This window comes from Streptomyces sp. MA5143a (genome assembly GCF_900290235.1).
Classification (GTDB): Bacteria; Actinomycetota; Actinomycetes; order Streptomycetales; family Streptomycetaceae; genus Streptomyces.
In genome coordinates this window covers 71,692-95,367 of the sequence record NZ_OLMK01000050.1, presented here as the reverse complement: position 1 = coordinate 95,367, position 23,676 = coordinate 71,692, and the positions used below count along the sequence as shown (strand labels likewise).

The window sequence follows — 23,676 nt, the reverse complement described above, 5'->3', positions numbered from 1 at the left end:
GGTGGGGGTTGTTCGCGCAGTTCCCCGCGCCCGTGAAAAGCGACCGGGGCTGCGCCCCGTGCTTTTCGTGAAGGGCGGGCCGCAGGCCCGTTCCCTTCAGGGGCGCGGGGAACTGCGCGAGAAACCACGAACCACCCGCACCCGCCGACGAACCCGCACGCCCGAGCCACTAGGCGCCCGCCCCGCTCATCCCCGAAGCCGCGCCCCGCAATGGGGCCACGGGCTCGCCCCCCGCTGCGCGTACAGCCTTTTCGCCCGCATCGTCTGTTCCGCCGCCGACGCGTCCTGGGGGCGGCCCTGGCCCCCGAGGCTCTGCCAGGTGCGCGTGTCGAACTGGTAGAGCCCCCCGTACGTGCCGGACGGGTCCACCGCGTTCGGCCGGCCTCCCGACTCGCAGGCCGCGAGCGCCGCCCAGTTCAGCCCGTCCGCCCCGGCCACGGACGTCGGCAGCCGCTTCGTCCCCACCTTCACGAGCCGGTCCTGCGGCTCCCGCACCACCTCGGTCCGCATCAGCCGGGGCCGCTGGGCGACCCCGTTGACCGTGCGGAGCCCGTACGTGACCCGCCGGGTCCCCGGCCTGCCGGCCCGCTCGACGACCTCGGTGCCCCGGAAGAGCGAGGGGTCCTCCGTGCGGCGCACCCGGAACGGGATCGGCTCCTCCCGCACCTCCGTCGAGCCGGTCACCCGCAGCACGGTCACCGTCTGCCCGTCGCGGGGGAAGCCCGTCGGCGGGACGGAGGTGGTGTCCTGTCCGCGCAGGGTGACGCCGGCCTCCGCCACGGCCTCCCCGACCGTCGCCGCGTTGGTGCGGATCGTCCGCGTCCGCCCGTCCGCCATGACGGTGACGGTCCGCTCGGTGCGGACGTCCAGCTCCAGGCCCGCGCGCCCGATCCGCTGGGAGCGCGAGGTGGAGACGTACGCGCCCTCCGCGCGCACCCCGAGCTGCTGGAGCGCCCCGTCGACCGTGCGGGCGGTCGTCCACACCTCGCGCCGGTGGCCGTCGAGAGTGAGGCGGACGGGCCGCCCGTAGTGCACGGCGACCTCGTCGCCGCTGGTGAGGGCGGTGCCGGGGGCTGGGGCGACGACGTCGTGCCTGCCGAAGGCGACGCCCTCGTCGGCGAGGAGTTCGGCGACGTCGTCGGCGAACGTGTGCAGGGTGCGCGGCTTGCCGTCGACGGTCAGCTCGATCGCCTTGTCCTTCGCCACGAACGCGGAGGTCCCGCCGGCGAGGAACGCCACCACCAGGGCCTGCGGCACCAGCCGCCGCAGCGCACCCGGCCGGGCGGCGGCCCGTCTGCGCCGCACCGCCCGCCGGGAGCCGCCACGGCCGTCGGACCCCGCCGGGCCGCCCGCCTCGGCGTCCGCTCCGGCCTCGTAGGCGGGGCGGTAGGTGTCCCTGTGGGCGCCGTACCGCAAGGTCCCGGCGCCGTACGGCAGGGTCTCGGCGTCATGCGGGTGCGGGCGCGGCGGCTCGGGGGTGTCGTACGTCCGGTGGGTGTCGTAGGTCTCGTACGGCGACAGCGGTGAGGACTTCACGTTGCTCACGACGACACGCTCCAGAGGCGATCCGGGTCCGGGTCGGGCGACGTGAACCTAGCGGACCGCGGTCACCCTCCCAAGCAACGCGGTCACACAGTGTCGCGACACGGGGGCGCTCATCATCTTTTCGCGTCCCCCGGACGGCTGACGGGGCGTGATCCGTCAGTAATCGAACGCCCTCGCCGTGTTCGCCGCGATCGCCGTCGCCAGGGCGTCCTCGTCGATGCCGCGCACCGCGGCCATCGCCCGGACCGTGATCGGAACGAGATACGGCGCGTTGGGCCGTCCGCGGTACGGCGCGGGCGTCAGGAACGGCGCGTCGGTCTCCACGAGGACGAGTTCGAGGGGGGCGACGGCGAGGGCGTCGCGCAGCGGCTGCGCGTTCTTGAAGGTCATGTTCCCGGCGAAGGACATGAAGTAGCCGTGCTCCGCGCAGATCGCGGCCATGGCGGCGTCGCCGGAGTAGCAGTGGAAGACGGTGCGCTCGGGCGCGCCCTCCTCCTTCAGGACGCGCAGCACGTCCTCGTGGGCGTCGCGGTCGTGGATGACCAGGGCCTTGCCGTGCCGCTTGGCGATCTCGATGTGCGCGCGGAACGACCGCTCCTGGGCCGCCTTGCCCTCCGGGCCGGTGCGGAAGTAGTCGAGCCCCGTCTCGCCGACGCCCTTGACCTGCGGCAGCGCGGCCAGCCGGTCGATCTCGGCGAGCGCCTCGTCGAGGGCGGTGTCACCGCCGGCGGCGCGTGCCCCCTGCCGGGACCAGCCGTCGGGGTCGCCGTGCACGATGCGCGGCGCCTCGTTGGGGTGGAGGGCGACGGTGGCGTGGACGGCGTCGTACCGGGCGGCCGTCTCGGCGGCCCACCGGGACCCCTTGAGGTCGCAGCCGACCTGCACGACCGTCGTCACCCCCACGGAGGCGGCCTTCGCGAGGCCCTCCTCGACGGTGCCGGACTGCATGTCCAAATGGGTGTGCGAGTCCGCGACGGGCACCCGCAGGGGTGCGGGCAGCGGGGGCGCGGCGTTCTTGTCCTGCTTGGCGGAGGAGGTGCCGGAGTCGTTCGAAGGCATGCCCCGATCCTACGAATCGCAGGATCGGGGCATGTCCTCAAGGCTCGCCGGGGGGAGGACGGCTCGCCTTGCGCAGGCTCGCCGGGGGTCAGCTCGCCTTGCGGTGGAAGGGGTGCAGGAGGTCGGAGAGGTGCCAGTGGTGGTGCTCGGCGGCCGGCGTCTCATCCGACGGGGCCTCGGTCCGCTCGGCCTCCGCCTCGTCGGACGGGGTCGCGACCGGGCGGGGCTTCGGGACGGTCCGGCGCCGCTCGGCGTCCCGCACCGAGGAGACCTGGCCGGCGCGCATGATCCGTACGACATGACCGTCGCAGTTCTGGCAGGTGGGCCGCGACAGCGGCGACGGCACGACATGACCGTCGGCCACGTACATCACGAAGTCGTGCCCCTGGGCGTCGTTGTGGTGCTCTATCTCGTACGACTGCTCCCAGCCGTGCCCGCAGCGCATGCAGGCGAACGAATACGACTCGTGAACGACAGCGGTGGCGGTGCTCCGTAGTACGGCCCGCTCTGCGATCTCGGTCATGCCAGCTCCTTTTGTCCGCTGGACCGTGAGGACCTTGTATGCCCTCACGACCAGTGGACGCCCGGAGCGGGGCCGAATGCACCCGACCTGCCGTCTGTTGAAGCCGATTTGGCCTCCCCTTGTGGGAAGCCCCTCCGTCCGAGACCTGCGCTTTGCGTGGCTTTACCGGGGCATGGGAGCGGTCCCTCGGAGTACGGCCGGGTTGATGAGGGGCGGGCCGCAGGCCCAACCCTTCAGGGGCGCGGGGAACTGCGCGAACGGCCCCCACCCACCCGCACCCGGCAACGAACCCGCACCCCTACGGCGGCCAACCGCTACGGCACCCGCTTCGCCGCAACGACCGCGTCGAACACCTCCCGCTTCGGCACCCCCGCCTCCACCGCCACCGCGGCGATCGCCTCCTTGCGCCGTTCCCCCGCCTCCTCGCGCACCCGCACCCTCCGGACCAGCTCGGCCGCGTCCAGTTCCTCCGGCCCCTTCTCCGGCGCGCCCTCGACCACGACCGTGATCTCGCCGCGCACCCCCTCCGCCGCCCAGGCGGCCAGCTCGCCGAGGGGGCCCCGCTTGATCTCCTCGTACGTCTTGGTCAGCTCACGGCAGACCGCGGCGCGGCGCCCCGTGCCGAAGACCTCGGCCATCGCGGTGAGCGTCGCGTCGAGGCGGTGGGGGGCCTCGAAGTAGACGAGGGTGCGGCGCTCGTCGGCGACCTCGCGGAGCCGGCCGAGCCGCTCGCCCGCCTTGCGCGGCAGGAAGCCCTCGAAGCAGAAGCGGTCGACGGGCAGACCGGACAGAGCCAGCGCGGTGAGCACCGCGGAGGGGCCGGGGACGGCGGTGACCCGGATGTCCTTCTCGACGGCCGCCGCGACCAGCCGGTACCCGGGGTCGGAGACCGACGGCATCCCCGCGTCCGTGACGAGCAGCACCCGCGCGCCCCCGGCCAGCGCCTCGACCAGCTCCGGGGTGCGCGCCGCCTCGTTGCCCTCGAAGTACGACACGATCCGGCCGCCCGGCTGCACACCCAGCGCCTGGGTGAGCCGGCGCAGCCGCCGGGTGTCCTCGGCGGCGATCACGTCGGCACCGCTCAGCTCCTCGGCCAGCCGGGGCGGGGCGTCCGCGATGTCGCCGATGGGAGTACCTGCCAACACAAGGATTCCTGTCACACCCCTCATCCTCCCAGCCGCTCGGGCGGGCGGGCGAAGCGCGGGAGGCGACGGGGCCACATCCCCGACGCACGGGACTCCCGCAGCGGTGTTCCCTACGATGGCGCGGTGACCAGTACCGCGTCCTCCACGGACACCCGGCAGGACCAGGCCACCGAAGACCAGCGGCCGTCGTGGCAGCAGCGGCTGCGCCGTTTCGGCTACTCGGCGCCGCGCAGAAGCGACGTGAGCACCCGGCTCGTGCCCCCGTACACCCGGCCCGGCCCGCGTTTCTGGGCCTCGGTCGGGGTGGGCGAGGGTCTCGCCGAGCGCCTGGTGCGCTGGTCGGCGTGGGGCGGTCCGCTGCTGGTGACGCTGGTCGCGGGGTTGCTGCGGTTCTGGCACCTGGGCAGCCCCAAGGCGGTGATATTCGACGAGACGTACTACGCCAAGGACGCGTGGGCGATCGTCCACCGCGGATACGAGGTCAACTGGGCCAAGAACGCGAATGAGCTGATCCTCCAAAACAACGGGAACGTGCCGATCCCCACGGATCCGGCGTATGTGGTGCACCCGCCCGTCGGCAAGTACGTCATCGGGCTGGGCGAGCTGATGTTCGGGTTCAACCCGTTCGGCTGGCGCTTCATGACGGCGGTGCTCGGCACGCTGTCGGTGCTGATGCTGTGCCGGATCGGCCGCCGCATCTTCCGCTCGACGTTCCTGGGCTGCCTGGCGGGCGGGCTGATGGCGGTGGACGGACTGCACTTCGTGATGAGCCGCACGGCGCTGCTGGACCAGGTGCTGATGTTCTTCGTGCTGGCGGCCTTCGGCTGTCTGGTCATCGACCGGGACAAGGCACGCGCACGGCTGGCGGCGGCGCTGCCACGGGACGGCGACGGGGTCGTGCGGCCCCACCCGCTCGTCGCGGAGACGACCCGGCTGGGCCTGCGCCCGTACCGGCTGCTGGCGGGGCTCTGCCTCGGTCTGGCCTTCGGCACCAAGTGGAACGCCCTGTACTTCCTGGTGTTCTTCGGGATCATGACGGTGCTGTGGGACCACTCGGCGCGCAAGGTCGCCGGTGCCCGTCAGCCGCTGATCGCGACGCTCCAGCGCGACCTGGGCTGGGCGTTCCTGTCGACGGTCCCGGTGGTGATCGTCACCTATCTGGTCTCGTGGACCGGCTGGATCGTCTCCCCGGACGACGGCACCGGCGGCTACTACCGCAACTGGGCGGCGACCGAGGGCAAGGGCGGCTGGTTCGCCTGGCTGCCGGACTGGCTGCGCAGCCTGTGGCACTACGAGCACGCGGTCTACGAGTTCCATGTGGGCCTGTCGTCGCCGCACACGTACCAGTCGAACCCGTGGAGCTGGATCATCGCCGGCCGGCCCGTCTCGTACTTCTACGAGTCGCCGCCGCCCGGCACGGACGGCTGCCCGACCGGCACCGTCGAGAAGTGCGCCCGCGAGGTCCTCGCCCTCGGCACCCCGCTGCTGTGGTGGGCCGCCGCCTTCGCGACCCTCTACGTCCTGTGGCGCTGGCTGTTCCGCCGCGACTGGCGCGCCGGCGCCATCGCCTGCGGGATCGCCGCCGGGTACCTCCCGTGGTTCCTGTACCAGGAACGGACGATCTTCTACTTCTACGCCGTCGTCTTCCTGCCCTTCCTGTGCCTGGCCGTGGCGATGCTCGTCGGCGCCGTCCTCGGCCCCGCGGCGGCCACCGAACGCCGACGCGTGGCCGGCGCCGCGGCGGCGGGCGTCCTCGTCCTCCTCATCACCTGGAACTTCATCTACTTCTGGCCCCTGTACACCGGCCAGCCCATCCCGATCGACGGCTGGCGGTCGCGGATGTGGCTGGACACCTGGGTTTAGCTGGGCAGAAATGCCACGAGGGCGCGGCAGCCTGCCGCGCCCTCGTGGTCGTTGTTGGTCGTTAGCGGTCGTCGTTGGCCACCCTCGGACGGCCCGAAGACGGCCCGGCGCATGCAGCCCGGCAGACGGTGCCTGAGCCCTCAGCTTGGGAAGCTGCGGGCGTTTGGGTGCGGCTTGGGCGCTGACCTGGGTGAACGGTGAGTGCGCGGCCCTGCCGGGCTCAGCAGCCTTCCTCGTGATTCCCCGCTGTTCCCCCCCTCGTTCTGGTGCGTCAGTGGTGCGCTGGGCATGCCCGTTCCTCGTCTGCGCGGTTCGGGCCTCCTCGCCGGGGTGGGCGCACTACCGTCGGGCGTATGAAGGTCCGTCACAACATCCGGGCGGTTCTGCTCGATGGTGGTCAGCTGGTGTTCCCGCGCCGAGGATGGCCGGGTCACACCTCCTACTACACGACTGTCGGTGGGGGCGTCGAAGCTGAGGATGCCGACTTCGAAGCAGCCTTGCGCCGTGAGGTGAGGGAAGAGATCGGTGCCACGATCGGCCCGGCAAGCGAATTTCTGACCTTGACTGAGCCGGAAGGTCACCGTCGTGCAGCACTTCTTTCGCGCTGCCGTGGTGGACATGGATCTCAACCGCCGTAGCGGCCCTGAGCTTGATGATCCCGACGTAGGCGACTTCTCGCCGGTGCGCGTCGCGTTGGACGGGCCAGCCATGAGAGCGCTTGAACTCCATCCGCCCGAACTCGCCGACTACCTACGGGAGCACGCCGAGACATGGGGTGCTTGAGGGGCGGCACGATGGTCAAACCTTGGGTGATGACTGCCTCGTCCCAAAGCAACTTGGGCGAACGCCTGACCATGGGGCTGTGTGCCTCTCACATGCTGCGATGGTCCGCAGGTGTGCCCGATTGTCCGCCGCTGTCTGTCGGCGTTGTCACGCAGTTAGACACTCGAGGTGCTTGATTTCAGGCCCCCGCTGGACCAGCTCCATGGCGTTCGTAGAGCTGTTTCACTTGCTTGACCCAGAAGCCGAATTTCTCATCGGCCGACGCGCTCATGGGCAGAAGCTGAAGCTCCTTGGCCAACTGATAGAAGCCAGAGCCAGCGTCGTTGGCTCCCAGGTAGTTCACCAGGGCCGAGAGCATGACAGGCGGGTCTGAGGGGGTCATCTCCTGGTCTCGTTCCACGATCAGTCCGAGCAGATGCCCCATCGCGGCCCGTTCGTCGGCACGCTCGAAGTCGAAGGGACGGCAGCCGGTTCGCCTGGCCAGAGTCACGTTGAGCTCCGTGTACGAGGTGAGCCTGCCCAGCTTCGCTCGCTCGACGAGAAAGCCACGACCGGCATGTACTAGCTCTTCCCATTCACTGTCCCCGCGGCCGTATCCAGGCATCCCCGCCCCCTGAGCTATATAGATCCGTGAGCGGGAACGTACAGTGCCGGCGCAGTGCCCACAATCGCTCTATGGGCTAGTCACCGCAGCTCCCGGTCACGGCGAGAAACACCCCATCTTTCCGTACGGCCACCCCTGGGCGGAAACGCGTTTGGTCCGGGCGCCCTGACCTGGGCTCTCGGTGCTGCACGCTGCGGGTCGTCTGTCACTCTCGGTCGCCGTTGGTCGGCCTCGGGCGCCCTCGCACGGCTTAGAGACGGCCCAGAGCTGATCACCGCAGACACCCGTCCGACGGCTGCCACCTTCGATGCGGGCCGCCTGGACCTCGGCCAACGACGGTCAGCCACGACGGTGGGTGCGCCGCCTGACCAGGCGCGCGCATGCCTCGCTGCACTCCTAGGCCTCAGCCATGCTGTTTCTCTGTCCTGCCGCGCAGTCGAATCCGACGACGACACCCCTGTCGACCGACCTTGTCGCATCTGAATGCCGCACGGCTCAACACAGCCCAGTTGTGTCGGGCGGCTTGGGTAGCGCCAGAGTGCTGGCATCTGCAACCGCTGATGTCATTGTTCGGATGTCGGCACACGATGTGTCACACGTGACCGGCCCGACACCGCGCCGCAGCGTGTAAAGCAGGTAAGTCGACACTAGGTAATTCGTCGAGTCCATCTCTCGACTCCATCAAGGATGCTGTTGATCCCTTTCATCACGAGGTGATTCTTGTCGGTGATTTCGACTAGTTCGTAACGATGAAATGGGATGGGGTCGATCCTTTCCAGCGCCTCCCATGTCTTCTTGAGCGGGAGAAACACCTGCCCGGCGACACCAAGATCCCAGTCGTGCAGCCTCATGTGCAAAACTGGATCACTGTCAGTGCCGCGCAATAACCATTTTCCGGTCCTCTCGGTCCCGAAGAGCTGCCCAAAAAAATTACCTGCAGCACCCGACACCTGCTTTTGCTGTTTCCAGTTGCCATCCGCAGTGAAATAGAGCAGCTGTAGTTCCCGCTCCGGCCCGTCGATTACTTCCCGGTCCCACACTCCAGGCAAGATGGTTTCAAGCGTAGATTTCTCGTGGCTAGCTGACACAGGGCCTCCCTGCATACTCCGGCCAAACGCTGTTCTGGAGCGGACTCTTGAGAGCTCCACATCCCGTGCTACCCGCGTCATTAACTGAAGTCACCCGCAGAGGGCAGGAATGAGAAGAAAGGGGTCATTCGCATGGTGGCCCTGAGACACGAAGTGGTCACATCTACGTAGGCCGGCCGATCACATCGTGAGGTCGGTGGAGTCTCAATGACCGAGTCAAGGGTCTCTGCCGGGCCGGGGGTGTTGTCAGGCGTCGGTGTCGGCGGCCTCTTCAAGTAGGTCCATGGCGTGGTTGTGGAAGCGGCGTTCGGCGTCGCGGCATGGGGCGTTGAGGAAGGCTTGTTGAGCTTCGGCAAGATCGCAGTTCAGCAGGCCCATGGTCACGGCCACGGCTTCCACTCCATGGCACTCGTTGTCCTTGAGGAACTGCTGGAGTGCGTCCGAGTCGCCGGTGGTCTCCCAGACGGGCCGGGCGGCTTCCTGCATGGCGGCGATGCGCGCTGATCGTTCTGCGTCGAAGCCCACGGGACCCGCCTTTCTGATGTGGTCGCAGGCTATAGCCAGGTTGGCGGGGTGCGCTGGCCCGTTTAGACGTCATCTCATTTGGTGAGTCTGTGCGACGATTCGACGGCCAGTGGGAAGTCATGAGCGGGGGCGAAGGTAGATTAAGTACATCAATCTCGATGCGCAGGTCGGCGACCTGTCAGGGGTCTTGGACCCGACTCGCTACCTGAGCCACCTGCCCTCGATCTCCTGTGACCTGCCGTCAGGCGCCCGGGCTTTCGCCACGGACGCGGACCACTACGACTTCCGCAGCAGGCGATGTGTGAAGGATCTGACGCTTCGGGCCGTCCGGGGTGCCGGCGGTGAGGAGATGGAGGTCGAGTTCCAGCACAACTGCTGGAAGCACGACCAGGACCTGCTGATCCGCTACGCGGGGGTGTCCGGCATCGTCATCGATCCCGCCGACGAGGACCGGGGAGCGGACCTCGGGGCTGTGATGCTCGACGAGATCCTGCCGCACAGGGACGGCTGCAGCCACGAAATCGCATGTTGGTACGGCACCCTCACCCTTGTCTGCCGTGACCTCCAGGCGACCTGGATTGAGGCCATCTGCTCGAGCGAGTCGTAGGCGGGACAGGTCATGGGGATTGTTGAGCGGCTGGTGCCGGATGAGCTGTGGGAGCTGTCCCAGCGGGTGGTGCCGGAGGCGCCGTCGCGGCCTCAGGGCGGTGGTCGGCGTCGTCATGGCGACCGGGAGGTGCTGGCGGCGATCGTGTTCGTGGCCACGTCGGGCTGCACGTGGCAGCAACTGCCGACAGCATCTTTCGGGCTGTCAGGGGCGACGGCTCATCGGCGGTTCAGCGAGTGGTCGAAGGCCCGGGTGTGGGCCAAGCTCCACCGCCTGGTGCTCGGCGCTCGCGGAGAGCTGGACTGGACCCGCTGCGCGATCGACTCGGTGAACATGCGGGCCTTGAAAAGGGGGAACTGACAGGTCCGAATCCTGTGGACCGGGGCAAGTACGGCTCGAAGATCCATCTGGTCACCGAGCGGACCGGTCTGCCCATATCCGTCGGAATCTCGGGCGCGAACCTGCACGACAGCCAAGCCTTAATCCCCTTGGTCAAGGGCATACCGCCGATCCGCTCCTGCCGCGGACGCAGACGCCGCAAGCCGGACAAGCTCCACGCGGACAAGGGCTATGACTACCCCCACCTGCGGCGATGGTTACGCGGACGCGGCATCACCCACCGCATCGCCCGCAAAGGGATCGAGCTCTCACAGCGACTGGGCCGCCACCGCTGGACCATCGAACGCACCATGGCTTGGCTCGCCGGCTGCCGCCGCCTCCACCGTCGCTACGAACGCAAAGCCGACCACTTCCTCGCCTTCACCAGCATCGCCTGCACCCTCATCTGCTACCGCAGGCTCGCCAAATGAGATGACGTCTTAAGCGGCTTGGGCGATGGGTGGATGGAAGGTGAAAGGCCTGCCGTCGCGCAGGAGGGCCCATAGGACCGACCCGTCGGCGGGCGAGGGCGATGACGGCCTGGATGTGTTTGCAGCGCTCGCTCCGCTTCTTCAGGTAGTAGTCGCGGTTGGGGCCTTCGCGGATGATGCTGGTCTGGGCGGACAGGTAGAAGACGCGGCGGAGGCGTCGGCTGTAGCGCTTGGGTCGGTGGAGGTTGCCGGTGCGGCGTCCGGAGTCGCGGGGAACGGGCACGAGGCCGGCGGCGGAGGCGAGGTGGCCTGCGTCGGCGTAGGCGCCCAGGTCACCGGCGGTGACGATGAACTCAGCTCCCAGGATGGGGCCCATGCCCGGCAGGGACTCGATGATGTGGGCCTGGGGATGGGTGCGGAACGTTCGCCGGATCTGCTCGTCGACGTGCTTGAGCCGGTCGTCCAGGGCGAGGATCTGCGTGGCGATGTCCGCGACGATGCCTGCGGCGACCTCTTGGCCCGGCAGTGTGGCGTGCTGAGTTCCGGCGGCCTGCAGGGCTGTGGCGGCGACCGCGTCGGGGTTGCGGACTTTTCGTCCCTTGAGCCAGGCGGTGAGGCGGGCTTGGCCGTGGCGGCGTATGGCTGCCGGGGTCTGGTGGCGGGTGAGCAGGGTGAGCGCGCCTTTGTGGTCGGCGTAGTCGAAGGCTCGGCATCGGGAGGCGCCCACTCGGCTCGTTCAAGCCTGAACACATCCGGGCCTGGATTGCGGCGCTTGAAGACACCGTGCCGGCCGAGTCGCACCGCCGCATCATCGTGCACCGTCTCAGCTGCGCTCAGTGCGGCGGTCGACGATGGGCTGCTCAGCAAGAATCCCTGTCGGGCCCGCACGGTGCAGCTCCCGAAGCCTGGCAAGCCCCGTGTGGTCCCGTGGACGTCCGCGCGCGTCTTCCGTGTACGGGCTTGCCCTCCCGCTGCGTTTCCGGGCCACCGTCGACCCCGGAGCTGGATGCGGTCTGCGACAGGGCGAGATCTTCGGCCTGTCGGTTGACGAACTCAACTACGAGGGAGGCTGGTTGACCGTCAGCCACCAGCTCAAGCGCATTCGCGGGAAGTACGTCTTCGCCCTGCCGAAAGGCGGCAAGGTTCGTGACGTACCCCTCCCGAAGGCCGTGGCCACCGCTCTGCGGGACCACTCCAAGGAGTTCGCCCCGGTCGACGTGACACTTCCCTGGCGTACGCCAGACGGCCCGCTCGTGACGAAACGGCTTCTGTTCAGTGGGTTCGAAGGCAATCACGTCCGCGTGAGCCACTTCAATGCTCGCTATTGGAAGCCCGCCCTAGCAAGCGCAGGAGTCATCCCGAAGCCTGAGCGCGGCGAACCGTACGCGTCGGCCCCCGAGGATGGCATGCACGCGCTCAGGCACTTCTACGCGTCCGTACTGCTGGACGCGGGCGAGAACATCCGGGCCCTGAGTCAGTACCTCGGTCACAGCGATCCGGGGTTCACGCTCCGCACCTATACGCACCTCATGCCGAGCAGCGAGGGCCGCACCCGGAAGGCGGTCGACGGGCTGGCCCCTGTACACCGGCCAGCCCATCCCGATCGACGGCTGGCGGTCGCGGATGTGGCTGGACACCTGGGTCTAGGGCCGGTAGGGGCGCGACGCCCGGCACACGGCGGTTCGGCGTGTGCCGATCAGCACACGTTGCGCCAGGAGTTGGCCCAGAAGACCAGGAACGACCAGGTCTGGGCGCCGATGGTGCCGTCCACGGTGATGCCGGCGCACTGCTGGAACCGCCGCGTCGCCGCGTTGGTGACGGATCCGAAGTTCCCGTCCTCGACCAGCTTGCGGCCCGTCATGGAATTGTTCAGGTAGCACTGGGCCTGCCGGACGGCGTTGCCCACCGAGCCGACCCTCAGGGTCGGTCGCTGGATGGTGTAGTTGCAGACGTCCTGGGCCCCGTGCGTGACGGGCCTCTCGGGCGCCGCCGCGCGCGCCGCCGTCGTGCGCGTCGGGGAGTCAGGGCTCTGGGGTACCGCCACGGCCGCGCCTCCCGCAAGGACCAGCGAGGCGGCCAGGGTCACGCAAGTGGTCGAACGACGCATGTCTCTCGCCTCCAAGTGACACCCCCAGTACCACCGTGCACTTCAGCCCCATGAGTCGCATCCCGGCGACGCGGCCCCGGTCCGCACCGCGATCGGCGTTCGCGTATGTGGAAAGTCGTCCGGGGCTAACGATTCGGGGAACACCCGTCCCATGCGTCACCCGGCACGCTTACAGTGAGGCGCGGCACGCGATTTCTGAACATGTTCAAAGCGGTCCTGGTCAGATACCGGGACCGCTCACGGGGAACGAACGGGGAGAGGTCATGCGCAAGGGGGCCAAGGTCGCCATAGTCGGCGGAGTGCTCGTGGTGATGGTGGGGGGCGCCGGCTACGGGACGTACCACTTCTTCGACTCGCTGAACGGCGGGACGGGCACGGAGAGACGGACGGGGCCGCCGGGTTCCGACGAGGTCGCGGAGACCACGGAGAAGTTCTTCGCCGCCTGGGAGAAGGGCGACGCGAAGACGGCGTCGTCGTACACCAACGACGCGGTGGGCGCGGGGAGGTTGCTCGGGGAGTACACCGGTGCCGCGCGGATCGGCGACGTGCGGATCACGCCGGGCGAGCCGACCGGGGCGGGCGGCCGGACCGTGCCGTTCTCCGTCCGGGCGACGGTGTCCTACAAGGGGAAGACCGAGAAGCTCGCGTACAGGAGCCGGCTGACCGTGGTGCGGGGCGAGACCACCGGGCGGGCCCTGGTCGACTGGGCGCCGTCCGTCGTGCACCCGGACCTCAAGAAGGGCGACGAGCTGTACACCGGGGAGGCCGAGGCGCCGCCCATCAAGGCCACGGACCGTGACGGCGCCGTCCTGACGAAGGAGAAGTACCCCTCCCTCGGGCCGATCCTGGACACCCTGCGCGAACGCTACGGCGACAAGGCGGGCGGCACCCCCGGGATCGAGCTGGCGATCCGGCACACCGCCACCAACGCCGCCGACACCCCCCTGCTGACCCTAGCCAAGGGCAGGGCGGGCGAGTTGCGGACGACGATCAGCGCGAAGGTGCAGGCCGCCGCCGAGAAGGCCGTCGAGAAGTACGCCGAGTCGTCCGTGGTCGCCGTCAAGACCGGCACCGGTGAGGTGCTGGCCGTCGCCAACCACCGCGACGACGCCTTCAACGCGGCGTTCGAGGGGGAGGTACCGCCCGGCTCCACCATGAAGATCCTCACCGCCGCCACGCTCGTCGACAACGGCGTCGCCACGATGAACGGCCCCGCGCCCTGCCCCGACACCGCGACCTGGCAGAGCCAGACCTTCAAGAACCTGCCGGGGATGAAGGCCGACGAGTCGTCCGGCGCGACGCTCGCCAAGGCGTTCATGCGGTCCTGCAACACGGCGTTCATCAAGCTGATCGACGAGGGCCCGATGAACGACGCCTCGCTGACGAAGGAGGCGCGGGAGCGGTTCGGCCTCGGCAACGACAACTGGAAGACGGGCATCACCTCCACGGACGGCACGGTGCCGGAGTCCGTGGGGCCGGACCGCGCGGCCAACGCGATCGGGCAGGGCCAGGTCACGATGAACCCGCTGAACATGGCGTCGGTGACGGCCACCGCGATCACCGGCACGTTCCGCCAGCCGTACCTGGTGTCGCCCGACCTGGACGACCGTGAACTGGCCACGGCACGGGGCCTGGCCCCCGCGACCGCCGCGCAGCTCAAGCAGATGATGAAGCTCACCGCGACATCGCCGCAGGGCACTGCCACCCGTGTCATGTCCGGCCTGACCGGCGACATCGGCGCGAAGACCGGCTCCGCGGAGGTCGACGGGCAGGACGTGGCGGACAGTTGGTTCACCGGCTTCCGCGACGGTGTCGCCGCGGCGGCGATGGCGGAGGCGGGGGGCCGCGGCGGGGAGGCGGCGGGCCCGATCGTGGTGGATGTGCTGCGGGCCGGCGGCTGACGGAGCGGCGGTCCGGGATGCGCCGTGGGAGGTGCGGTCTCGTCGCGGGGCGCGGGTGCGTGGGGGCCGTTCGCGCAGTTCCCCGCGCCCCTGAAGGGTCGGGCCTGCGGCCCACCCTTCAGCTGAAAAGCACGGGGCGCAGCCCCGGTCGCTTTTCAGGGGCGCGGGGAACTGCGCGAGAAACCCCCACCCACCCGCACCCGCCAGGACCACACGCACCCCCGAGCTATGAGGCGCCCGCCCCCGAAGCTCTAGGGTGGGGGTCCTCGTTGTGCGCAACGAGAGGCAACCGCAGCGGAAGGTCGGGAGCGTGGGTAAGAGAAGGCGTGTCGACGATCGGAAGTCGGCAAAGCCGGCACGGCCGGACTCGACGCACACGGCGTCGGACCCGGCGAAGTCACCGGCGAGGTCACGGCGGCCCGCCGTCCTGGCCGGCGCGGCGGTCGTCGCGCTCGGCGGCGGCGCCTTCGCCGTGTACTCCTTGTTCGGCGGCGGCGCGTTCGCCGAGGACCGCTCGTCCGCCGGCGACGCCAAGCCCGTGAAGACCGGCCCCCTGTCCGCCGCCGAGGTCCGCACCGCCACGACCGCCTTCCTCACCGCCTGGCAGAAGGGCTCCGTCACCAAGGCCGCCGCCGCCACGGACGATGTCGCGGCGGCGCGCACCGCGCTGACCGGCTTCGCCCAGGACGCCCACGTCAAGGACGTCACCCTCACCCGCGGCAAGCGCGCGGGCGACGACGTCGCCTTCTCGGTGAAGGGCACGGTGTCCTACAAGGGCACGGACAAGCCGCTGTCGTACACGTCGTCCCTGACCGTCGTACGGGCCGAGAAGGACGGTGAACCGGTCGTCGACTGGCGGCCGTCCGTCGTCCACCCGGACCTCGGCGAGGGCGACCGGCTGGTCACCGGTGAGGCAGGGACGCCCCCGGTGAAGGCCCTGGACCGGGACGGCGGCGAGCTGACGGCGAAGAAGTACCCGTCGCTGGGCACGGTCCTGGACGGGCTGCGGGAGAAGTTCGGCAAGAAGGCCGGCGGCAAGGCGGGCGTCGAACTGCGGGTGGTGCGCGCGAAGGCCGAGAAGGGCAAGAAGAAGAACGCCGACAAGACGCTGCTGGAGCTGAGCGAGGGCACGCCCGGCGAGGTGAGGACGACCCTCAGCCCGTCCCTCCAGGCCGCCGCCGAGCAGCAGGTGAACACCAGGAAGCGGGCGTCGGTGGTCGTGATGCGCCCGTCGACCGGCGAAATCCTGGCCGTCGCCAACTCGGGCCACGGCTTCAACGTGGCCTTCCAGGGCTCCCTCGCCCCCGGCTCCACCATGAAGATCGTGTCGTCCGCGCTCCTCATCGACAAGGGCCTGGCCTCGGCGAACAAGGTCCACCCGTGCCCGAAGTACTCGTCGTACGGCGGCTGGAAGTTCCAGAACGACGACAAGTTCAAGATCAACGGCGGGACGTTCAAGGCGAGCTTCGCCCGCTCCTGCAACACCGCTTTCATCTCGCAGGCGAAGAAGCTCGACGACAACTCGCTGACCCTGGAGGCCCAGCAGGTCTTCGGCCTCGGCATGAACAACTGGGCGATCGGTGTGCCGACCTTCGACGGCGCGGTGCCGGTGCAGAGCGCCGCGCCGATGGCCGCCTCCCTCATCGGGCAGGGCGGGGTGCGGATGAACCCGCTGAACATGGCGTCCGTGGTGTCGACGGCCAAGACGGGCGTCTTCAAGCAGCCCTACCTGGTCGCCCCGTCCGTCGACGGCCGCACCCTCGCGACGGCGTCCCGGCCCATGTCGGAGAGCGTCCGCTCCCAGCTGCGCGAACTCCTCCAGTACACCGCCGCGGCGGGTACGGCGGCCGAGGCGATGGCGGGCCTCGGCCCCGACTTCGGCGCGAAGACCGGCTCGGCGGAGGTCGACGGCCAGAAGGAGCCCAACGGCTGGTTCACCGCGTGGAAGGGCGACCTGGCCTCCGCCGGTGTCGTCCAGGAGGGCGGCCACGGCAGCGAGTCCGCGGGCCCGATCGTGGCGGCGCTCCTCAAGGCGGGCAGCCGCTGAGCGCGGCGGTTCAGGTCCCGGACGCGTCCGCCCGTTGCGCGGAACGGTCCTGGACCGCCATCTCCTCGTACCCGTCGGAGGAGGCAGCGAGGCACCAGTCGAGCATCGACGGCCAGGGCCCGTAGCCCGAGTCGGGGTTGAGGTGGGCCTCGCCCGGCAGTACGTCGGCGGGCAGGCCCAGGGGTGCGGCGTACGCGGCGGCCGCACCCTGCGGGCAGTACGGGTCGTTGTCGGTGCCGACGACCCGGGTGGTCGCGGCGGCCGCAGCGACCCGCTCCGGCGTCAGCGGCGGCGGGGCGAACTCGGCGATCTCCGGGTTCTCCAGGGCGACCTCCGCGGACGGCGGCGCGACGAGGAGGACCCGCTCGACCGGCCCGGACAGGACGTCGTCGCGGGCCACGGCGTGCAGCCACAGCAGACAGGCGAGGCTGTGGCACACCACGGTGACCCGTCTGCCCGCCAACTCCCCCAGCAGCGCGTCCAGCTCCGCCAGCCACCGCTCCAGATCCGGATCGTCCGCCTCCGGCAGTTGCGGGTACACCACCTCGTGCCCCAGGTCGGCGAGCCGGTCGGCCAGCCAGTACTGCCAGTGCCCGACCGGGCGGTGGTTCTGCCAGCCGTGCAGCACGAGGAAGGCGCGGGAGGCGTGGGTCGATGTCGGCGGAGTCTCTGTCATACCCCGATCGTCAGGGAACCCGATCACTCCGGTCCAGTGCCGTCTCTGTGTCCGGACCGGATTTCGGGGTGCGGTTAGGTGGCGGTCCTTCTGGAGCTCGAGGAACTGGAGCGCGTTCCTTCCGTGCTCACACGTACGCTCCGGACGGGGTTGCCTCCAACACCATCGCGGGGCAAACCGTAGTGAGCTCAAAGCTCGTCGTCATCGACGACTTCGGGTTCGCGGCTGTAGGCGAGGTCAAGGACGTAGCGTTCGGTGACGGGGCAGTTGTTCCAGGCCTGGGCAAGGTGGTCTTCGAAGGTGTCGTCCGTAGGGTGGTCGAGGCTTTCCTCGTAGTAGTCAGCGGTCGCCTGGCGTCCGCTCCACCAGGCCTGGCCTTCGTAGACGCCGGGGCGGGGCAGAGTCATTTCTCCTGCCGGGCCGTACTCGAGTTGGTTGACGACGAGGACGCCGGTTTCGGACTCGATACTCACAGGGACATGGCCTTCCGCATCGGCAGGCGGGCCCGGCGGGGTGTCCCAGACGCGGATGGCGACCTCGACGTCGATATCGGGTTGCAGACTGCGGATGTACAGGTGGTAGCCATTGCCGGCCACCACCTGCCTGCGGGCAGCGGCCATGGCGCCGTCGTCGCTGAGGTAAGCGTCGGCGTCGTAGACCTCAACGACGCGGCGGGCCGGTGTGGCCTTGCAGCTGTATTCGACCAGGAGCGCCATACTGCCGCTGCCCTTCTTCTAGTTGGTGATCTTCATGTAGAAGGCGTCGCCGTCGAGGATCCGGTTGAGGGTGTACATCTCGTCCAGCTTGCGGCCTCCCGTCTCATTGTCGTCGCCGTCGATCAGCCGGACGGAGAACCGGTTGTCACCCTTGGTGGAACCTTCCTTCGTGGAAGCGAAGGGGTACTCGTCACACTGAAGGTCGGTTCCCGAATAGTCGCCCCATACCTTCCCGCATTCCGCGATCGAGCGCTTGCGGTTCTTCTTTTGCTTCTCCTTGTCGACCAACCGGTGCAGGGGTTCCTTCACTCCTGGGACGCTCTTGCCGACCCAGGAGGGGAAGGTGCGCTCGGGGCGGTTCAGAGCGTCGTAGATGTGCAGGGCGCTTTCGTTGACTGCCGGGTCCTTCTGGCTCATCACGAGTTCCACACGGGCTTCGGTGAAGACGGTGCCTTTGTGCTTGCCCGCGACAGGGCCGGCATAGTCGTAGCGGATGCTCGAGTTGTAGACGCCGCCACCGTCGGTGTAGGGGGCGGCGTTGGGGGAGCTGGCGCTCAGGTCCATCGCGACGGTCGAAGAGACGCGTTGCTGGTTGCCGTCCTTGAACAAGGCGCCCTTGTCCGGGGATGTGTAGGTGAGGGTCCACTGGGGCTGGCTGTCCCACCCGCCGAGCAATTCGTCGCGAGCCTCGGTCTGCGGCGCGGTCACCTTGGGGTCCGCATCGCTGTTGGATGCGTTGATGCTGTGGCGGAAATGCTGGCCGAGCCTCCACTTCTTGGCATCTTCGGTGGGTATGGGATTGACCCATATGTTCTCGATGCTGGCTACGTAGTCGACTCGCCGGCTGCCGTCGTAGGCGAAGCCGAGGACCCACTGGTCGAACTGGAGGCGGCCGAGTGTGGTCGTACCCCTGACATCACGCAGGACGAGGTCGAAGGGGCGCTTCTGACAGCTTTCGAAGCGGGACTTGATCCAGCCGGTGGCAGTCTTGGCTTTGGCTGCCTGCTCGGCGCACTCCAGGCGCAGGTCCCGTTCGTCACCGGGCGCCCGGTCGGCGGCCGTCCGCGACGATGCTGACTTCGGTCCGTGGGATCGCGCGTATGTGGCATACGGAATCAGCTGGTCGAAGCTGCGCAGCTCATCGGAGGGAAGCGAGGCGGCGTCGACGAACACGGTGCTCTCGGGAGCCGGATCGTCAGTGGCCGGGTCAGCGTGAGTGGCGGTTGTGGTGGCCGCGGTGAGTAGTGTCAACGCCGCCGCGGTGGCGGTGGAGCGGGCGAGACGCACGAGTGCGGTGCCTATGTTCACTGCTGGACTCCTTCTTGGCGTGAGGAAGGGCGGGGCATCTGCGGCATGCGCTGATCAGGAGGCATCGCAGAGGTCGCCCCAGCACGCCTCCAGCAGTGCGCCGGTGTGTGCGGAGTAGAGGGCGGTGAACCCGTCGAAGCGGCGGTCGGTGTGCTCCAGGCCGGAGGTGGAGCCGACGGAGGACACCGTCCAGGTGCCTTCGACGCTGCCGTCGGCTGCGTTCGGGCCAGCCCTCAGCGCAGCGGACGAGGCGGGTGGCTCGACGGCGAGGGCGTCGCTGGGGACGTCGAAGGAGGCTGCGGCTCGCGCCCGTATGTCGGCGGCCGACACGTCAGCACCTGTTTCGGCGTCGCCGGATGGCTCACCCGACGGGAGAGCGGCGGCGTTGCAGACCCGTACCGTGACCACGCAATCCGACAAGCCGGGCACAGTCGCCAAACAGGTGTCGGGGTCGTTCTCCAGGCAGGTTTGCAGAGCCTGCTGGTCCACGCCGTTGAACGTGGCGGGCAGGCCGAGCACGCCGACGCCCGGGCCATGAGTCGAGGCAGCGGGTGCGGCGGCTGGTGAGGCCACTGCGGCGGCCTGCCGCCGTGGCTTGCTCGCGGTCCATTGGACGAACTTGCTGCTGTCCGTCAGCTTGGTGGTGAAGCAGTTCGGCGGCTTGTGGCTCGTACCGCACGCGGGGAGCGTCACGGACTTGGCCACATTGCCTGTCACCACCTGCTCCCACACTTTGTTCCCCGTCATGAACTGCATGCGGTTCGCGATCGAGGGGACGTTGACGTATTTCGGCCCCGTCACCTCAAGGCCGACGTCGATGCGGTTGGTGCTCCCGCCGACAACCTTGAGCTGTTTGGTGGTGGAACCGACCTTGTTGAAGTCGTAGAGCACGTCCCACTGGTTGCCGGAGTCCTGACGGGCGGTCATATAGGTGTGATTGCGCTTGTCCGGCTTGGTCGGATTGACCCCGGCCTTGATGGCCGTCATGCGACCGCCACTGGTGGTCAGCTCCGACCAGCGTGGCCCGTAGGTGTGGGTGGTCTTCCCCGTCTTCTCCGCGTACAGGCCGATCTCGATGTTGGGAGCCAGCGGACTGCTCGACGTGTTCGGGCTGACACGCAGGTAGTTGGCCGCCTGTACGGTCGCCGAAGCGGTGTCGACCTGATCGAAGACGATCGGTACGTTGCGCCAAGTGGCGAAGCCACCGATCATCGGCTCACCCGGCTCGCTGCACGTCATCGCCCAGAACGTGAAGCCGATCAAGAATGGTCAGGAAGAACTTATATTCGTGCCGCCCTCAACACCAATGCTTATAGGGCAAGTTGACTGAGTCGCTCCACGTGATCAGTCCACGCGCTTCGCCGGCGGTATGCCGGGCGTGCCGGTATTTGCTGATGGCCGGCGGAAGCTCGGTCTTCCCCGCTCCCAGCCCGAACCCGCGTCGCGCTAGCCTGCCGGCCATGCCCACCGACTCACAGAACGGGACCCCATGACGCCGCTGGTCACCGCGGCGGTGCTGCTCGCCGCGGTCACCCATGCCAGTTGGAACGCGATAGCCCACAACATCACGGACAAGCTCGTCGGTTTCACCCTCATATCCGGCGGCGGCGCACTCATCGGCTTCGCCGCCGTACCGTTCGTGCCCCTGCCCGAGCCCGCCGCCTGGCCCTACCTCATCGCCTCGACCGTCATCCACCTCTTCTACTACGTGCTGTTGATGACGTCCTTCCGGCTGGGCGACTTCGGCCAGGCGTACCCCATCGCCCGCGGCTCCGCGCCCCTCGTCGTCACCGTTCTCGCCGCCGTCTTCGCCCACGAGGTGCCGGATGGCTGGGCCGCGGCCGGCATCCTGCTGAGCTGCGCCGGACTGACCGGGGTCGCCCTGTGGGGCCTGCGCGGGGCCCGGCCGCACTGGGCCGCGATCGGCGCGGCGCTCGCCACGGGCCTGGCGATCGCGGCGTACACGGTCGTCGACGGCCTCGGCGTACGCGCCGCCGGGTCCCCCATGGGCTACATCGCCTGGCTGATGGCGCTGGAGGGCCTGGCCGTCCCCGCGTACGCGGTGTACCGCTGGCGCGGCGAGACGGTGGCGCTGCTGCGCCCGGTCGCCGCCGTCGGCCTGCTCGGCGCCGCGCTGTCCGTGGTGGCGTACGGCCTGGTCCTGTGGGCCCAGACGAAGGCCGAGCTGGCGCCGATCGCGGCGCTGCGGGAGTCGTCGATCATCGTGGGGGCGGCGATCGGCGCGGTGTTCTTCAAGGAGCGGTTCGGTGCTCCGCGCCTCGTGGCGGCCGGGTTGCTGGTGGTCGGCATCGGGTTGATGCTGCGGGCCGGGTAGGGGCCTGACGGGCGGGCGGGGGCCGCGGGCCGCGCCGAGGCCAGGCCGTGCGTCGGCGGGCCCGGAGGAGCACTCTGGAAAGAGCGGGTTTCCGGAGGTGATCGTCATGATGCACACCGCTGTGGGATGGCACATCGAGCTGGAGTTCCAGGAGGACGAGCAGAAGACGCGGGCGGCGGCGCTCGTACGGCTGCCCGACGGCAAGGAGGTCCGGGCCAACGGGTACGCGAGCCGCCACCACACCGACTCCAATCAGCCACGGGTCGGCGAGGAGATAGCGGGCGCGCGGGCCCTCAACGAGCTGGCCATGAAACTGCTCACCAAGGCGCACGACGAGATAGACGAGGCGTCGGGCAGGACGTCCCACCCGATAGCCCTCTGAGCTGCGACACGTCCTGGTGACCGGGCGGCCGCCCACGGCCCCGCGCGACCGCGGGCGGCCATGGGCGGCCGTTCACCGTGTCGACGGCGCCGCCGCGCGGTCCGGCCGTGGACGGGGTGCCAAGCGACTGTGGACTGGGTGCGAACGACAGCGCGGGAGATGTCGCGCATGCTGGGATCGCCGCTCACGGAGGGCGGCCGTCCGGTTCACCGGAGCGCGCCAGGGCATTCTGCGGGGGAGTTCTGGGGCGTCTTCGGTGTCCGGGCGGCTGCCCCTTCGCTCCGCTGGGTTTGGCCGGGGCGCCTTGTGGGTCGGGGGTGCCGGCCCGTCGGCGGCCGCCGGGTCCGTCGTGGTTTCTCGCGCCCACGCGGCGGAGCCGCGTATGTCACCGCCCCGCGCCCCTGGCCACGGCTTCGCGCGCCCTATCGCGACAGTGCGGACCTCAGTGCCTTCAGCAAGGACTGGGCCCTCGGGTCCGCTGTGACTGTTTTGCGGTAGCCGTTGGTGATGTAGGCGAAGGCCGTGGCCGTGTCCGGGTCGGCGAAGCCGAGGGGGCCGCCTCGGCCGGGGTGGCCGAAGGAGCCGGGGCCGAGGAGCGGCGACGCGGTGCCGTGCAGCATGTAGCCGAGGCCGAAGCGGGTGTTGATGACGAGGGTGCGGTCGGGGCCGGCCGACTCCTCCGCGCGGGCCGCCTCCATCGTGGCCGGGGCGAGCAGCCGTACGCCGTCGACCTCGCCGATCAGCGCGGCGTAGAAGCGGGCGAGGGCGTCCGCCGTGGCGATGCCGTTGGTGGCGGGCAGCGCCGTCGCGCGGTACGCGGGGTCGTTCTGGTCGGGGAACGGGGTGATCGCGGCGAAGGCGCGTCGGGTGAGGGAGTCGGGGTCGTCGTAGGCGGCGGTGACGGACCGCTTCGCGCGGACGCGCAGTCCCCCGCTGGGTTCGGGTGCCGACGGCAGCCGCCCGGCACGGCCCACCCGGCCCTCGGCCGCCACCGGGTCGGGCAGACCGAGCCAGAGGTCGAGGCCGAGGGGCGCCGCGATCTCCGACGCGATCCACTCACCGGCGCCCCGGCCCGTCACGCGCCGGACCAGCTCGTCGAGGAGCCAGCCGTACGTCAGCGGGTGGTAGCCGTGGGCGGTGCCGGGCTCCCAGGCGGGGGCCTGCGCGGCGACGGCCTCGGGGCCGCGGCGGGGGTCCAGCGCCTCGGCGGGGATGAGGGGACGGTCGAGGACGGGCAGGCCCGCCCGGTGGTTGAGGACGTGCCGTACGAGGACGCCGTCCTTGCCGTGCGCCTTGAACTCGGGCCAGTAGCGGCCCACCGGGGCGTCCAGGTCCAGCTCGCGGCGCTCGGCCAGCATCAGCAGCGCGGCGGCGGCGACGCCCTTCGTGGCCGAGCGCATGATCTGGGCGGTGCCGTGCTGCCAGGGTTCGTCACCGTCCACGTCGCGGGTGCCGGCCCACAGGTCGACCACCTTGCGGCCGTGCTGGTGCACGACGACCGCCGCGCCCTTCTCCCCGAACGCCTCGAAGTTGCGGAGGAACGCCTCCCGCACCGGCTCGAAGCCCTCGGCGACCGTGCCGTTCACATCCACGCCGGCGCTCCGTTCCGTTCACTCGCCCCACTCGCCACGACGACGGGTGCAACGTACACGC

21 protein-coding genes and 2 pseudogenes are annotated in these 23,676 nt (G+C 69.6%); 9 read left to right on the top strand and 14 right to left on the bottom strand.

The window, feature by feature from the left end:
• Positions 1-186 precede the first annotated feature (186 nt).
• The 4 genes from SMA5143A_RS23065 to rsmI form a co-directional block, all read right to left on the bottom strand.
• Entirely contained in the window at positions 187-1,545 is a 1,359-nt protein-coding gene (locus tag SMA5143A_RS23065) for a resuscitation-promoting factor (protein ID WP_107464759.1), read from the bottom strand.
• 156 nt (positions 1,546-1,701) lie between these two features.
• On the bottom strand, positions 1,702-2,604 hold the full coding sequence (locus tag SMA5143A_RS23060; protein ID WP_107464758.1) for a TatD family hydrolase: 903 nt from the start codon (positions 2,602-2,604) through the stop codon (positions 1,702-1,704).
• Positions 2,605-2,692: 88 nt separating this feature from the next.
• The gene (locus SMA5143A_RS23055; protein ID WP_107464757.1) at positions 2,693-3,127 is read right to left on the bottom strand and encodes a hypothetical protein; all 435 of its coding nucleotides are present in this window, start codon (positions 3,125-3,127) and stop codon (positions 2,693-2,695) included.
• Positions 3,128-3,441: 314 nt separating this feature from the next.
• Positions 3,442-4,296 carry a 16S rRNA (cytidine(1402)-2'-O)-methyltransferase gene (rsmI, locus tag SMA5143A_RS23050; RefSeq protein WP_107464756.1) on the bottom strand — a complete coding sequence of 285 codons (855 nt, stop codon included), beginning with the start codon at positions 4,294-4,296 and terminating at the stop codon, positions 3,442-3,444.
• Positions 4,297-4,395: 99 nt separating this feature from the next.
• On the opposite strand from rsmI, the gene SMA5143A_RS23045 reads away from it, so the two are divergent.
• A complete protein-coding gene (locus SMA5143A_RS23045; RefSeq protein ID WP_107464755.1) occupies positions 4,396-6,135 on the top strand; it encodes a dolichyl-phosphate-mannose--protein mannosyltransferase in 1,740 nt (579 codons plus the stop codon).
• Positions 6,136-6,488: 353 nt separating this feature from the next.
• Positions 6,489-6,773, top strand: a complete 285-nt coding sequence (locus tag SMA5143A_RS23040; protein ID WP_258193682.1) for an NUDIX domain-containing protein — start codon at positions 6,489-6,491, stop codon at positions 6,771-6,773.
• A gap of 323 nt (positions 6,774-7,096) precedes the next feature.
• On the opposite strand, the gene SMA5143A_RS23035 is transcribed toward SMA5143A_RS23040, so the two are convergent.
• From SMA5143A_RS23035 to SMA5143A_RS23030, 3 genes are all read right to left on the bottom strand, one after another.
• Entirely contained in the window at positions 7,097-7,522 is a 426-nt protein-coding gene (locus tag SMA5143A_RS23035) for a hypothetical protein (protein WP_181361977.1), read from the bottom strand.
• 647 nt (positions 7,523-8,169) lie between these two features.
• Positions 8,170-8,610: a hypothetical protein gene (locus SMA5143A_RS42620; RefSeq protein ID WP_146193931.1), complete on the bottom strand. Its 441-nt coding sequence runs from the start codon at positions 8,608-8,610 to the stop codon at positions 8,170-8,172.
• Between the two features lie 246 nt (positions 8,611-8,856).
• Entirely contained in the window at positions 8,857-9,135 is a 279-nt protein-coding gene (locus tag SMA5143A_RS23030) for a hypothetical protein (protein WP_146193930.1), read from the bottom strand.
• Between the two features lie 187 nt (positions 9,136-9,322).
• Here SMA5143A_RS23030 and SMA5143A_RS23025 point away from each other — a divergent pair, with 187 nt between their 5' ends.
• Together SMA5143A_RS23025 and SMA5143A_RS23020 are read left to right on the top strand one after the other, a co-directional pair.
• On the top strand, positions 9,323-9,742 hold the full coding sequence (locus SMA5143A_RS23025; RefSeq protein ID WP_258193681.1) for a hypothetical protein: 420 nt from the start codon (positions 9,323-9,325) through the stop codon (positions 9,740-9,742).
• A gap of 12 nt (positions 9,743-9,754) precedes the next feature.
• A protein-coding gene (locus tag SMA5143A_RS23020; protein WP_107464752.1) for an IS5 family transposase occupies positions 9,755-10,551 on the top strand; the annotation gives its coding sequence in 2 pieces (ribosomal slippage) (positions 9,755-10,091 and positions 10,091-10,551; 798 coding nt in all).
• Positions 10,552-10,560: 9 nt separating this feature from the next.
• Here SMA5143A_RS23020 and SMA5143A_RS23015 read toward each other — a convergent pair.
• Positions 10,561-11,260, bottom strand: a pseudogene (locus SMA5143A_RS23015) (transposase); the annotation flags it as partial.
• Positions 11,261-11,262: 2 nt separating this feature from the next.
• On the opposite strand from SMA5143A_RS23015, the pseudogene SMA5143A_RS23010 reads away from it, so the two are divergent.
• Positions 11,263-12,125: pseudogene (locus tag SMA5143A_RS23010) on the top strand (tyrosine-type recombinase/integrase); the annotation flags it as partial.
• A 122-nt stretch (positions 12,126-12,247) separates the two neighbouring features.
• On the opposite strand, the gene SMA5143A_RS23005 reads toward SMA5143A_RS23010, so the two are convergent.
• Positions 12,248-12,658, bottom strand: a complete 411-nt coding sequence (locus SMA5143A_RS23005) for a peptidoglycan-binding domain-containing protein (protein ID WP_107464751.1) — start codon at positions 12,656-12,658, stop codon at positions 12,248-12,250.
• A 263-nt stretch (positions 12,659-12,921) separates the two neighbouring features.
• On the opposite strand from SMA5143A_RS23005, the gene SMA5143A_RS23000 reads away from it, so the two are divergent.
• Together SMA5143A_RS23000 and SMA5143A_RS22995 are read left to right on the top strand one after the other, a co-directional pair.
• Entirely contained in the window at positions 12,922-14,559 is a 1,638-nt protein-coding gene (locus SMA5143A_RS23000; RefSeq protein ID WP_107464750.1) for a penicillin-binding transpeptidase domain-containing protein, read from the top strand.
• Positions 14,560-14,869: 310 nt separating this feature from the next.
• Entirely contained in the window at positions 14,870-16,606 is a 1,737-nt protein-coding gene (locus SMA5143A_RS22995; protein WP_181361976.1) for a penicillin-binding transpeptidase domain-containing protein, read from the top strand.
• Between the two features lie 10 nt (positions 16,607-16,616).
• On the opposite strand, the gene SMA5143A_RS22990 is transcribed toward SMA5143A_RS22995, so the two are convergent.
• The 4 genes from SMA5143A_RS22990 to SMA5143A_RS22975 form a co-directional block, all read right to left on the bottom strand.
• Entirely contained in the window at positions 16,617-17,282 is a 666-nt protein-coding gene (locus tag SMA5143A_RS22990) for an RBBP9/YdeN family alpha/beta hydrolase (protein WP_107464749.1), read from the bottom strand.
• 188 nt (positions 17,283-17,470) lie between these two features.
• A complete protein-coding gene (locus SMA5143A_RS22985; RefSeq protein WP_107464748.1) occupies positions 17,471-17,998 on the bottom strand; it encodes a hypothetical protein in 528 nt (175 codons plus the stop codon).
• An 18-nt stretch (positions 17,999-18,016) separates the two neighbouring features.
• Positions 18,017-19,306 (bottom strand): NucA/NucB deoxyribonuclease domain-containing protein, encoded by a 1,290-nt coding sequence (locus tag SMA5143A_RS22980; protein WP_107464747.1) that lies wholly within the window; start codon positions 19,304-19,306, stop codon positions 18,017-18,019.
• Between the two features lie 54 nt (positions 19,307-19,360).
• Complete coding sequence (locus tag SMA5143A_RS22975; protein WP_258193680.1) at positions 19,361-20,569, bottom strand: hypothetical protein; 1,209 nt, start codon at positions 20,567-20,569, stop codon at positions 19,361-19,363.
• A 226-nt stretch (positions 20,570-20,795) separates the two neighbouring features.
• Between SMA5143A_RS22975 and SMA5143A_RS22970 the strand changes: the two genes are divergently transcribed.
• Together SMA5143A_RS22970 and SMA5143A_RS22965 are read left to right on the top strand one after the other, a co-directional pair.
• Positions 20,796-21,641, top strand: coding sequence for a DMT family transporter (locus SMA5143A_RS22970; protein ID WP_107464746.1), 846 nt, complete (start codon positions 20,796-20,798; stop codon positions 21,639-21,641).
• Between the two features lie 106 nt (positions 21,642-21,747).
• The gene (locus tag SMA5143A_RS22965; RefSeq protein ID WP_055521112.1) at positions 21,748-22,023 is read left to right on the top strand and encodes a DUF1876 domain-containing protein; all 276 of its coding nucleotides are present in this window, start codon (positions 21,748-21,750) and stop codon (positions 22,021-22,023) included.
• A gap of 422 nt (positions 22,024-22,445) precedes the next feature.
• Here the strand turns inward: SMA5143A_RS22965 and SMA5143A_RS22960 are convergent, their stop codons facing one another.
• Positions 22,446-23,615, bottom strand: coding sequence for a serine hydrolase domain-containing protein (locus tag SMA5143A_RS22960; protein WP_107464745.1), 1,170 nt, complete (start codon positions 23,613-23,615; stop codon positions 22,446-22,448).
• Between the last annotated feature and the right edge of the window lie 61 nt (positions 23,616-23,676).